A 12,955-nucleotide genomic window follows, 5' to 3' on the forward strand; every position below is an offset into this window, starting at 1 on the left:
CGCAGAACGACGTCATACCTGCCGTACCGTCAATCCAAAACATACTCTTATTCACAATAGTTACAGCAAGCCCTAGGACCTAGGCCCAAAAAACAAAAAGGCCCCCAACCGGAAGCCTTTCATCAAAATCTCAGCACACGCCAGATTTACTTAACTGTAACCCGCGCAAACTTGCGCTTACCTACCTGGTAAACCGCAGTGCCTGCTTCAGGAGTCAGTTTGGTATCTTCCACTTTAGCGCCGTCAATTTTCGCTGCGCCCTGGCGGATCATACGCATTGCGTCTGAAGTAGAACCAACCAGACCGGCTTCTTTCAGCAGGTTAGCGATTGCGATACCCGCTTCAAATTCGAATTCCGGCATCTCCTCAGGCATTGCGCCTTTCTGGAAGCGGTTGATGAACTCCTGCTCCGCTGCATCAGCATCTGCTTCGCTGTGGAAGCGGGCGATGATCTCTTTCGCCAGCAGGATCTTAATGTCACGTGGGTTTTTACCCGCCGCAACGTCCGCTTTAAACTGCTCGATTTCTGGCAGAGGACGGAATGACAGCAGCTCGTAGTATTTCCACATCAGATCATCAGAGATAGACATCAGCTTACCAAACATCTCGCCTGGTGCTTCGCTGATACCGATGTAGTTACCCGCAGACTTGGACATCTTCTTCTCGCCGTCCAGGCCCACCAGCAGTGGCATCATGATAACAGCCTGCTGCTTCTGACCATGCGCTTTTTGCAGCTCGCGGCCCATCAGCAGGTTGAACTTCTGGTCAGTACCACCCAGCTCAACGTCGGTATCCATAGCTACTGAATCGTAACCCTGCAGCAGCGGGTACATGAACTCGTGGATAGCGATAGGCTGGCCACCTGCGTAACGCTTTTTGAAGTCATCACGCTCAAGCATACGTGCAACAGTCTGGTTCGCAGCCAGACGGATCATGCCTTCAGCGCCAAGCTCAGACAGCCACTCAGAGTTGAACTGAATTTTGGTCTTAGCCGGGTCCAGGATTTTGAATACCTGCTCTTTGTAGGTTTCCGCGTTACGCAGAACGTCTTCACGGCTCAGCGGTGGACGGGTCTTGTTCTTGCCCGATGGGTCACCCACCATCGCGGTGAAGTCACCGATAAGGAAAGTCACTTCGTGCCCCAGGTCCTGGAACTGACGCAGCTTATTGAAAATAACCGTGTGGCCCAAGTGAATATCTGGCGCAGTCGGATCCGCACCCAGTTTAATACGCAGCGGACGATCTTCTTTTAACTTTGCAATCAGCTCTTCTTCCGGAATAAGCTCTTCTACACCGCGCTTAATCTCCGCCAGTGCCGCTTCAAAACTCGCCATTTTTGTTCACTCCCACAGAATTGGCAAAAAAATCATATCAGGGCAGTGTACTAGAATAGCGCTCGGTTTTGAAACCAGTTAGACTCAGTTATTGCTTATTTTTATTGTACTGCCAGGCATGATGGATTCAGATGTCTAAATTTGCTCGTCTTCCCCTGATACATAAGCTGTGGATCGGCTTCTTCTCCGCCATCGTGATTATCGCGGTGTTTTTCCTTCCCGATGCAAAACAACTCAGGCAGCACCAGACCATTCTGGAAGTCGGCAAACTCTACCCGCTGACACTGGACACTGAAGCACTCAGCCCGGGAGAGACCATTGTCCCGACCACCATGATTCGCTGGGAGTCTCATACCGTTCGTTCCGGCGAAAGCGCAGCTGTGCTGTTTAACCGAATCGGCCTCTCTGCCCGCCTGCTGCACAACCTTATAAGCAGTGAAAAAGCCATCAATGACCAGCTTTCCCGGCTCCGCCCAGGCAACAAACTCATGTTTGGTTTCGATGAAGACAATCAGCTGGTTCAGCTCAACCGCATCATCAACGACTACGAAACCTTCCAGATAACCAAAACCGACAAAGGATTCAGCTCAAAGCTGGATAAAAAGAAAGTTGATATTCAGTACAACTACGCAGAAGCCAAAATCACCTCCAGTTTCTGGAACGCCGGTGTCAGCGCCGGCCTGACCGCCAACCAGATCATGGAGCTTGCTGGTATTTTTGGCTGGGATATCGATTTTGCCCTGGATATTCGTGGCGGTGACAGCTTTCAGGTGCTGTATGAAGAAAAGCTGGTTGAAGGCGAAAAAATGGGGCGCGGCAACATCATCGCAGCGGTCTTCACCAACCAGGGTGACACCTTTAAGGCCATTCGCGACAGCAAGAGCGGTAACTATTACGACGAGAACGGCCGGGCGATGAAGAAAGCGTTCCTGCGCTCACCGATCAACTTCCGCTACGTGAGCTCCAACTTCAACCCCCGCCGTCTGCATCCGGTTACCGGCAGGGTAAAAGCACACCGTGGTACCGATTATGTAGCGCCTGTTGGCACCCCTATCTGGGCAGCTGGTGACGGTATCGTGGAAAAAGCCGGTTATAACCGCTTTAACGGAAACTATGTGTTTATCCGCCACAGCAACACCTACATTACCAAGTATCTGCACATGAAGCGCCGCTCAGTGAAAACCGGCCAGCGGGTAAAACAGGGGCAGACCGTCGGAACACTTGGCGGCACCGGCCGGGTAACCGGCCCTCACCTGCACTACGAGTTCCTGGTCAACGGCGTGCACAAAAACCCGCGCACGGTAAAACTGCCTCAGTCCAAGTCACTGAAAGGCAATGCTAAGCAGACCTTTATCGGGGAAGCTCAGATGAAACTGGCTCAGCTGGAGAAATATCAGCAGTTGTTAATGCCGGTGGGGTAAAAAGCGGTTCGAGGTTCGAGGTTCGAGGTTCGAAACTGTGCCCCTGACAAACAAAAGAGGCAAGCATTACCTGCTTGCCTCTTTTTTATCTGGCTATTACTCAGCTTTCGGCGTTGTCAGTCCCAATCGGGTGAAAATCTCTTCCCCATCCAGCGAATCAAGCCCATCCACATCCACGCAGTTCTGGCCCAGCAGGCCGTAGCGGATGGTATTGGTGTGGGTGAAGATGCCGATACAGCTGGCGCCAGCGGCGTCTGCCAGGTGGAGCGGGCCGGTGTCGCAACAGATGAAGGCATCCATCTGTTTCAGCACTGCTGCCAGGTGACGCATATCTTTGGACTGGAAGGTTTTGCGGCCGGAAACCAGAGGTGCGGTGATATCCGGGCTCAGGATTTCAACCCACTGTACCGGCTTGTCGCTGCCCTGCTCGAGTTTATCCAGAATGGTGGTCCAGGTAGCTTCGTCGAGCAGCTTCTCACCGCGTGCACCACGGAAATACGCTAGGGTAATACCCTGATGATCGCCTTTCAACTCTGCTGCTACTTTTCCACCCTGCTCCAGCTCCGTATCACTGAACTCCATGGTGTGGTCATACTGCTCATCCAGCGTCAGTCCCATTGCCGTCAGAACATCCAGGCTCTCCAGCGCAGCGTGAATCTTACGGTTCACCGGCGGATTTGAGTGAGGTGCAGCTAACTGACGGCGTGGATTGTATTCGGCGACCTTGTTACGGGCATCCAGCATGGCGCACATCATCGAATCGCCTACCGAAGAATATGGTACCAGCACCAGGTCATAGCGCTCTTTTTTCAGCGCTGACATACAGCTCAGCCATTTACCCAGCCCCTTAAACGAAAAGTGTGAGTACGAGATATTGGTAAAGCCCATCTCCGCAAATACCTGTCCCTGCCAGGGTTCGTTGAGCAACAGGTCAATCTGTGCGTTCGGGTACTGGCGGCGCACTTCACGCAGGAATGGCAGCATAAAGTACATATTGCCAATGCGTTTGTTGTTACGGATCACCATCACCCTTTTGACCTGCTCTGGCGAAAGCAGCTTCTCTTCAAAGCTGCGGGTGTTTCCCAGCAGTTTATACAGCAGGGATTCCGAATTGCCCATCTTGTCACGGCGGTAACTGTCAAAACGGCGTAGAGCATTGCGTAGTGTCATAGCGGGGGTAAATCCTTAACAAACAAAAAAAGCGCTTATTCATGTTCTGAATAAGCGCCCGATTCTAACATACTTTATTGCTCAGGTAGCAGCTCTGGCTTCTCTGCCTCCGGCGGCTCTTCCGGTTCCGGTTTGGGCTCCCTTCCCAGCATCAGCAGACACGGGGTCAGAACCAGGGTCAGACCGGTAGCAAAAGCCAGACCGCCAGACACCGCTGTCGCCAGCTGAGACCACCACTGGGTACTCGGAGCACCGAACTCGATCTTCTGGTTAATCAGGTCAATGTTCATCTCCAGTACCATCGGCAGCAGGCCCAGGATGGTGGTCACCGTGGTCAGCAATACCGGACGAAGACGCTGCACCCCGGTGCGCAGGATGGCATGCTCTTTATCCAGGCCGCGTCTGCGAAGCTGATTGTAGGTATCAATCAGTACGATATTGTTGTTCACCACGATACCCGCCAGTGCGATCACCCCGATACCGGACATGATCACCCCAAACGGACGCTGGAAGATGAGCAGTCCGGCAAACACGCCCACAGTAGAAAACAGTACCGCAGACAGGATAAGCAATGCCTGGTAGAAGCTGTTGAACTGGGTGATCAGGATAAGCGCCATCACCGCCAGCGCAACGATAAATGCACTCTGAAGGAAGGCTGACGAGTTCTCCTGCTCTTCATTCTGACCACGCAACTTAAACTCAACGCCCGATGGCAGGCCGAGCTCTTCAAGCGATGCCGCTATCTTTGGCAGCTCCAGCGCAAGGTTATAACCTTCGGCCATATCCGCTTTGATGTTCAGTACCCGGTGGCCATCTACCCGGTGGATGGTGTCCTGCTTTCTGTCCGGGGTAATGCTGGCAAAGTTGGTGATCGGTACCAGACCGGCCGGGGTTTTCACCCTGAGCTGATCAAAGCGGCCAATATCGCGCTTCTCTTCCGGGAAGCGAACCAGGATATCGACCTCTTCACTGGCGTCATCGGGCAGATAATCACCGATCTTAAGACCATTAGTCACAAACTGAACCGTGTTCCCCACCAGGGTCGCATCGGCGGCAAAGCGGGAAGCATCATCCCGGCGGATATCAATTTGCCAGTCGATACCTTCCTTACTCGAATCATCACTGATATTGGTAAAGGCCGGATTGTTATCCGCCCAGTGGCGCACCATTTTCGCAGCCTCATCCAGGTTCCCCGGCAGTCTCGCTGACAGCTCGATCACCAGATCGTTTTCCACCGGCGGACCGGCATCCGGGAACTTATACTCGATCTCAATTCCCGGGAACGGGTCAGTCAGCGCCCTCAGCTCATCGATGACCACTTTCACCTTACGGCGATACTGCCAGTCAACCGGCTTGATCTGGATCTGACCGATCACATCGTTACCACCGGTGCGGGTATAGACGCTCTCAAACTCCTCGTGGCCCAGCATCACCTGCTCAACCTCACGCATGATGGTGTCTTTTTCTGCTATCGATAGGTCACCGTACGAGCGAACCTTAACGTTAAAAAACGGTGGGTCCACTTCCGGGAAAAACTCGGCACCAAGCCCTGCTTTGCCATACCCCACACCAACGCCGACCGCGACCAGAATCGCGCTCAGCAGTATCTTCACCGGGTGGCGGATCGCTATCGCCAGAGTGCGGTAATAAAGCCAGGTGATACCGGTCGCTTTATCAAACTCGCCATCATGCAGCGCAACCATTTCCGCGCGCACTTCCGGTTTTACGTTTTGCGGTCGCCCTATCAGGCCACCAAGCACAGGCACAAACAACAGCGCCATCACCAGTGAAGCGGTCAGGGTCGCGATAAGCGTCAGTGGCAGGTATTTCATGAACTCGCCGGTAATATCCGGCCAGAACAGCAGGGGCGCAAACGCGGCCAGGGTGGTTGCGGTCGAAGCGGTTATCGGCCAGGCCATACGTTTGGCGGCATCGCGATAAGCCTCTTTGCGCGGCGTCCCTTCCTGCATTCGCCGGTCGGCAAACTCGGTGACTACAATGGCCCCGTCCACCAGCATGCCGACGGCCATGATCAGCGAGAACAACACAATAATATTGATCGTAAGACCAAATACCGACAGCACCAGCAGACCGGTCAGGAACGAACCCGGGATCGAGATCCCCACCAGCAGTGCGGTCCGCATCCCCAGAATCGCGATGATAACAATCACCACCAGAATAATTGCCGACAGGATATTATTCTGCAGATCGTTAAGCATGATTTTAACGTCTTTGGACTCATCCCAGGTGTATTTCACCATCAGGTTACCTGGCCAGTCTTCCCGCTGCTGCGCTTTTTCCAGCACCGTTTTAACCAGATCCACCGTCTCGATAATGTTTTCCCCGGCGCGCTTTTTCACATCCAGCACCACGGCGGACTCACCGTCCAGGCGGGCAAAGCTCTCCGGATCGCGGAATGCACGGCGCACGGTAGCGATATCGGCAAAGGTGATCACCTGCTTGTCATCCACTTTTACCGGCAGTTCCAGCACATCTTTGAGGGAATCAAATACCGACGGCACTTTGACCGAGAAACGGCCGTAACCGGTATCCACGTACCCCGCTGCGACAACCTTGTTGTTCAGCGCGATCAGGTTATAGATATCACCCTGATCAAGCCCGTAACTCTCCATCAAAAGCGGGTCTACAATGATCTCAACCACATCTTCCCGGTCACCGGCAATGTCCACTTCCAGCACCTGACGATAGCTCTCCAGCTTGTCACGCAGCTCCCGGGCGATCTGCACTATGGTGCGCTCAGGAACGGTGCCGTAGAGCACTACAGACAGGACCGGCTGGGCTGAAGCCAGGGTGACTTCATTGACCGTCGGCTCATCACTGTCTGCCGGCAGTTTTGGTTTGGCGAGGTCCACCGCTTCACGCACATCGGCCATCGCCTTGTTGAGATCAACCCCAACGTTAAATTCCAGCGTGACCGAAGCGTGACCTTCAGAGGCGGTCGCCGTCATCTCTTTCACCCCTTCAATGGAGCGAAGTTCCTGCTCTATCGGACGAACCAGCAGACGCTCGGCATCATCAGGCGAAATCCCCTGGTGGCCCACAGACACATAAATAATAGGAATGGTGATATCCGGGCTCGACTCCTTGGGAATCGACAGATAAGTGCCCACACCGGCAATCAGGATCAGCACCAGCAGGGTCATCATGGTGCGCGCCCTGGAGAGGGCCGCGTCAATTACTCCAAACATAGCCGCTCCTTACTGTTTACGAACCGCGATAACCTGGTCGCCGTCCCGGACAAAGCCCTGGCCGACAGTAATGATGTCCACCTGCTCGCCCAGCCCGGTCAGCCAGACACCGTCCTGCTCAGCTTTCACCAGCTGGATAGGAACAAACTTCACCCGCTCACCGGTCAGGGTTTTAACCCCCAGGTTACCGTCTGCATCAAGCGCCAGCATCGCCGGGGTAACTTTTACCGCCAGTTGTTTATCCAGAGTCAGGGTGACTTCTGCGCTGATCCCGGCAGAAATCATCTGGCCCGGATTAGGAATGGTTATTTCTATATCGAAGGTGTTGGTCGCCGGTGAAGAGATACGCGACAGATAGCTGAGTTTTCCTTCCAGCACCTCTCCTGTCACCAGCCGTACCTGTGCTGTCTGACCGTCTTTGAGCTGATGAACGTGCTGCTCGCTGACATCCGCTTCAATCACCAGCGAATGCAGGTCGAGCAGATTGGCAACCGGGTCACCCATGCCGACAAAATCCCCGACCTCAACAAACAGCTTATCCACCACGCCATCAAATGGGGCCCGGATTTGAGTATTACGTAAAGACAAACGGGCGTTTTCGACCATCGCCTGCGCTTCAGTCAATGCTGCCTGGGCACTGCTGTAGGCTACTTCACCCTGAAGCCCCCGGCTTTTCAGCGATTTGGCCGCCTTAAACTCTTTCTCTTTGACCGCCAGCACCGCTTTGGCCTTTTCAAGCCGGATCTCCAGGTCACCTTTATCAATCTGGGCTATCGGCTGACCCTTTATTACCGCATCGCCTTTTTCAACCTCAAGCTTAACCACCTTCCCGGCGATTTCTGCGCCCAGCCGGGCTTCCCGGTCCGGGGCGGTACGGCCATAGAGATCAATATTGCGCCAGGTTGGCACCGCTATAAAGGATTCAAAGGCGACTTTGGCGAGAGGGACAGTCTGGTCCTTTTTCTTCTCCTGAGCGGGAGGCTCTTCAGCACGCAACATGCCCATGCCCAGCCACAGGGACAGCAGGCAAAACAGAATAAGGGAGATCAGCCACGGACGCTGAGAAATGAAACCGCGTAAGCGAATGCCTGGCATAGCACAATCCTTGCTTATTTGTGTGGACCGGCGACATCCTACTGCCGGTAAAATTTGGTTCTGTATCGTTTAAGTGTATCGGACTTCTTTTAAAGAATCTGTCCGCCAGTGCTCAAACTTGGTTTGTAAGCATAATAAAGTAAAAACGGAAACCCCGCCGAGCGTTGGTTTCCGTTTATTCCGTCTTTCTTATTTCTTAGACGCTGAAAGAAGCGCCACAACCACATGTAGTGGTCGCATTCGGGTTATCCACGAAGAAGCGGGAACCTTCCAGCCCTTCGGTGTAATCCACTTTACCGCCAATCAGGTACTGCAGGCTCATAGGGTCTACCACCAGAGTCACGCCCTGGTTTTCAATCACCATATCGCCTTCATTTACTTTCTCATCAAAAGTAAAGCCGTACTGAAAACCACTGCAACCACCGCCGGTAATGTACACACGCAGCTTCAGGTTCGGGTTTTCCTCTTCAGCAATCAGCACCTTAACCCGCGAGGCTGCCGCATCCGAAAACGACAGGGGAACTTGTACTTCGCTCACAAAGACCTCTCTAAATCTGTAATTCCGGGTTATCCCGGCTAATTGTAATAGCGGGGATTATCTAATACCTGAGTATTGCGTTCAAGTATTAATAACCAGGCGCTGGGCGCTGGGCGCTGGGCGCTGGGCGCTGGGCGCTGGGCGCTGGGCGCTGGGCGCTGGGCGCTGGGCGCTGGGCGCTGGGCGCTGCATGATATTTTAATTACTCTGGACGCATGTCAACTAACACATTCACTTTAAACGCTCTGCACTCCCTGCGATCTCCCCCAGAGCCCAGAGCCAAGGGCCCAGCGCCTGAGTCTTCACTTTTTTACTCCCGCTGATGCAAAAATCCTGTTAAAGAGTACAATGCCTGCGGAATAAAACTAAGAGGATAAATCCATGAGCAAGTCAGCCGATCTGTATCAAAAGGCTCAGCAAACTATTCCGGGTGGGGTTAACTCACCGGTTCGTGCGTTTAATGGTGTGGGTGGCACGCCGCTGTTTATCGAGCGTGCGGACGGGCCGCTTATTTTTGATGCGGATGGCAAAGCCTATATCGACTACGTGGGCTCATGGGGACCAATGATCCTGGGTCACAACCACGCGGTGATCCGCGATGCGGTGATCGATGCGGCTCAGCGCGGCCTGAGTTTTGGCGCGCCGACTGAAATAGAAATCGCCATGGCTGAGCTGGTATCTGAGTTGGTCCCATCCATGGAGCAGTTGCGCATGGTGAGCTCGGGGACCGAAGCGACCATGAGTGCTATCCGCCTGGCACGTGGCTTTACCGGCCGCGATAAAATCATGAAATTCGAAGGCTGTTACCACGGCCATGCTGACAGCCTGCTGGTAAAAGCCGGCTCAGGCGCTCTGACCCTGGGTCAGCCAAGCTCTCCGGGCGTTCCGGCTGATTTTGCCAAACACACCCTGACCGCGACGTTCAACGACCTCGATTCAGTGCGTGAGCTGTTTGAAGCCAACCCGGGTGAAATCGCCTGTATCATCGTTGAGCCGGTAGCAGGCAACATGAACTGCATTCCTCCGGTAGAGGGCTTCCACGAAGGTCTGCGCGAACTGTGTGATGAGCACGGCGCACTGCTGATTTTTGACGAAGTAATGACCGGCTTCCGCGTAGCCCTGGGCGGCGCGCAGGCGCACTACAACATCAAACCGGATCTGACGACCCTTGGTAAAGTGATCGGCGGCGGTATGCCAGTGGGCGCATTTGGTGGTCGCAAAGATGTGATGCAGTACATCGCCCCAACCGGTCCTGTTTATCAGGCAGGTACCCTTTCCGGTAACCCAGTTGCTATGGCGGCAGGTTTCGCCAGCCTGAGCCTGCTGAAAGAAGAAGGCAACGAAAAACGCCTGGCCAACAAGACCCGCCAGCTGGCAGACGGCTTCCGTCATCTGGCAGAAAAACACCAGATCCCGCTGGTAGTAAACCAGGTAGGCGGCATGTTTGGTTTCTTCTTTACTGACAAAGAGAGCGTGACCTGTTACCAGGACGTGACCGAATGTAACCTGGAACGCTTTAAGCGCTTCTTCCACCTGATGCTGAACCACGGTGTTTACCTGGCACCATCTGCGTTTGAAGCGAGCTTTACCTCACTGGCTCACGGCAGCAAAGAGATTGAAGCTACCCTGGATGCAGCTGACCGCTGTTTTGCCATTCTGGCCCAGGAAGCCTGACCCGGCACGCACTCACTGACAAAGGCAGGCCTGGTGCCAGCCTTTTTTATTATCCGGCAAAAGCTGCGACAGCCATCAGAGTTTACCGGCTTCCGGTTTATCATTCTCTCCCTGCACTGGTTTTCGCTCACAAACACACCGCTAAGCACCGCCCCCTGCGGTAATTAATCATTGATTAAGCCGGGTTTTCTGGCCATTATTGGCCAAAAGCCACACCACTGACGGGGTATGACTGTGTCAAATAAACTGAAAATGTCGTCCAGCCACTGGGTACTCATCGCCGCCCTGCTAGCCGCTGCCTGGGCCTGCTTCCTGCTGGTTGCGCCTTATATCAACTCCATTGTCCTGGCCTTTATCATCTCTCTGCTGATGTTCCCGGTTCATGAGTGGGTAGAAAAGAAGTTGCCCAAATACCCTAACACTTCCGCGGTGGTGTCCTGCCTGTTTCTGACGGTAATTATTGTCATGCCATTGCTAGCGGTGTTTGCCGCCATTGTTCAGCAGGCGGCCAGCGTCTCCCAGAACGTCTACCTGTGGGGCACCAACGGCGGAATACATGAGGCGCTCAATCACCCTTACGTGCTGATGGTGTTTGACTTCATCAACAAATATCTGCCGTTTGATGCTATTGAGCCACAGCAGCTGGCCCAAAAGGCAGCAGAACTCCTGTCCGGCCTCGGCACCCAGCTGGTCGCTGTTGGCGCAAAAATTCTTGGTGATGCCACCAGCTTTATGGTCAACTTCTTCCTGATGCTGTTTGTGCTCTTCTTCCTGCTGAGAGACCACGACAAGATCATCGCCGCCGTCCGGCATATCCTGCCACTTTCCCGCAGCCAGGAAGATCGCCTGCTCAATGAAATTGAAAAGGTATCCAAATCCGCCGTGCTGGGTTCTTTTCTCACCGCGATTGCTCAGGGCATGGCCGGAGGTTTCGGTATGTGGCTGGCCGGATTCCCGGGACTGTTCTGGGGCACCATGATGGCTTTTGCCTCCTTTATCCCGGTTGTCGGCACCGCGCTGATCTGGGTTCCGGCTGTCGCCTGGCTGTTTATCACCGGGACCACCGGCTGGGGCATCTTCCTGCTGGTATGGAGCATTCTGATCGTCGGCTCCATTGACAACGTCCTGCGCCCGCTGCTGATGCAGGGCAGCGCCGGTATGAGCACCCTGATGATCTTCTTCTCCCTGCTGGGTGGTATTCAGCTGTTTGGCCTGATTGGCCTTATCTATGGCCCGCTGATCTTCGCCATCACCATCGTGTTGTTTAACCTGTACGAAGAAGAGTTCCAGAACTTCCTCAGCCGTCAGGACCAGAGCTGAGCAGGAAATTAACCTTAAAGCCTTTTAAGCCGTGGGCGGATTGTGCGACAATCCGCCCACGCTTTTTTGTATGGTTTCCCTATGTCCAACTACACCGCCCCGAGCCAGATCGCCGAGCGCCAGCTGGCCTATTTTGAAGGTAAAAACGTCCTTGTTGCCGGAGAGGCAGAAGACCTGTTTCCGGTTGAACTGGCAAAACACTGTCAGTCGGTATCTGTTTTTACCACCAACTATGGCTATCACCGCCAGCTGCAGCCTTACACTCAGGTGACCAGTCATTTTGGCGCGGAACTTATCGACGCCGGCGATGCAGATATGGTGCTGCTCTACTGGCCAAAAGCCAAAGCAGAAGCCCAGTACCTGCTGGCGATGCTGATGGCAAAAATTGGCACCGATTGTGAAATCGTAGTGGTGGGTGAGAACCGCTCGGGCGTCAAGAGCATAGAGAAAATGTTTAAACCTTATGGCCGGGTCACCAAATTCGACTCTGCCCGCCGCTGCTCCTTCTACTGGGGCCAGTGCAGCGAGACACCTGAGCCGTTTAATCTCAGTGACTGGTTTAAGCGCTACCCGCTGGAAGCCGCCGGACAAAAACTGACCATCATGAGCCTGCCGGGCGTATTCAGCCACGGCGAATTTGACCTTGGCAGCCAGCTTTTGCTGGAAAACCTGCCGGAACTTAACGGAAAAGTACTCGACTTTGGCTGTGGCGCCGGCGTACTGGGTGCTTATATGGCAAGCCGTTTCCCCGGGATTGAGCTTGAGATGTGTGACATCAGCGCACTGGCGGTCGCATCAAGCCAGGCCACCCTGGAAGCAAACGGCCTGGCAGGCAGAGTCTTTGCCAGCGATGTTTACTCTGATATCCGGGGTCCGTACAACTACCTGATCAGCAATCCTCCGTTCCATGCTGGTCTGGATACCAGCTACAGCGCCACCGAAACCCTGCTGGCCGATGCCCCAAAATATCTGGCTCACGATGGCGAAATGACCATTGTCGCCAACAGCTTTTTGCGTTATCCGCCAATCATAGAGCAAGCGTTTGGTCACTGCGACATCCCGGCGAAAACCAACAAGTTCGCCATATATCGCGCCAAAAAGTAAGTCAACTGCCCGGCCCCTGAGCCGGGTGTTTTTTACCCATCCCCCCGCCAAAACTGCGCCGCCTTCCACGAAATTCTGCTGACTTACTTG

9 protein-coding genes are annotated in these 12,955 nt (G+C 54.0%); 4 read left to right on the top strand and 5 right to left on the bottom strand.

Going from position 1 to position 12,955, the window contains the following annotated elements:
• Window positions 1-146: 146 nt before the first annotated feature.
• Window positions 147-1,334, bottom strand: a complete 1,188-nt coding sequence (tyrS, locus tag ACVB80_RS12295; protein ID WP_481081573.1) for a tyrosine--tRNA ligase — start codon at window positions 1,332-1,334, stop codon at window positions 147-149.
• 131 nt (window positions 1,335-1,465) lie between these two features.
• On the opposite strand from tyrS, the gene ACVB80_RS12300 reads away from it, so the two are divergent.
• Window positions 1,466-2,755, top strand: a complete 1,290-nt coding sequence (locus ACVB80_RS12300; protein WP_481081574.1) for a peptidoglycan DD-metalloendopeptidase family protein — start codon at window positions 1,466-1,468, stop codon at window positions 2,753-2,755.
• A 96-nt stretch (window positions 2,756-2,851) separates the two neighbouring features.
• Here the strand turns inward: ACVB80_RS12300 and ACVB80_RS12305 are convergent, their stop codons facing one another.
• The 4 genes from ACVB80_RS12305 to erpA form a co-directional block, all read right to left on the bottom strand.
• Window positions 2,852-3,925, bottom strand: coding sequence for a glycosyltransferase family 9 protein (locus ACVB80_RS12305; protein ID WP_481081575.1), 1,074 nt, complete (start codon window positions 3,923-3,925; stop codon window positions 2,852-2,854).
• A 74-nt stretch (window positions 3,926-3,999) separates the two neighbouring features.
• Entirely contained in the window at window positions 4,000-7,134 is a 3,135-nt protein-coding gene (locus tag ACVB80_RS12310) for an efflux RND transporter permease subunit (protein ID WP_481081576.1), read from the bottom strand.
• A gap of 9 nt (window positions 7,135-7,143) precedes the next feature.
• Window positions 7,144-8,229, bottom strand: coding sequence for an efflux RND transporter periplasmic adaptor subunit (locus tag ACVB80_RS12315; RefSeq protein WP_481081577.1), 1,086 nt, complete (start codon window positions 8,227-8,229; stop codon window positions 7,144-7,146).
• 196 nt (window positions 8,230-8,425) lie between these two features.
• Window positions 8,426-8,767: an iron-sulfur cluster insertion protein ErpA gene (gene erpA / locus ACVB80_RS12320; RefSeq protein ID WP_481081578.1), complete on the bottom strand. Its 342-nt coding sequence runs from the start codon at window positions 8,765-8,767 to the stop codon at window positions 8,426-8,428.
• Between the two features lie 381 nt (window positions 8,768-9,148).
• Between erpA and hemL the strand changes: the two genes are divergently transcribed.
• The 3 genes from hemL (at window position 9,149) to rsmC (ending at window position 12,865) form a co-directional block, all read left to right on the top strand.
• Window positions 9,149-10,441, top strand: a complete 1,293-nt coding sequence (hemL, locus tag ACVB80_RS12325; protein WP_481081579.1) for a glutamate-1-semialdehyde 2,1-aminomutase — start codon at window positions 9,149-9,151, stop codon at window positions 10,439-10,441.
• A gap of 234 nt (window positions 10,442-10,675) precedes the next feature.
• Window positions 10,676-11,761, top strand: coding sequence for an AI-2E family transporter (locus tag ACVB80_RS12330; protein WP_481081580.1), 1,086 nt, complete (start codon window positions 10,676-10,678; stop codon window positions 11,759-11,761).
• A gap of 81 nt (window positions 11,762-11,842) precedes the next feature.
• Window positions 11,843-12,865, top strand: a complete 1,023-nt coding sequence (gene rsmC, locus ACVB80_RS12335; RefSeq protein ID WP_481081581.1) for a 16S rRNA (guanine(1207)-N(2))-methyltransferase RsmC — start codon at window positions 11,843-11,845, stop codon at window positions 12,863-12,865.
• The last annotated feature ends 90 nt before the right edge of the window (window positions 12,866-12,955 follow it).

The sequence above is a fragment of the Vibrio sp. 9-16B-A1 genome, from assembly GCF_056726165.1.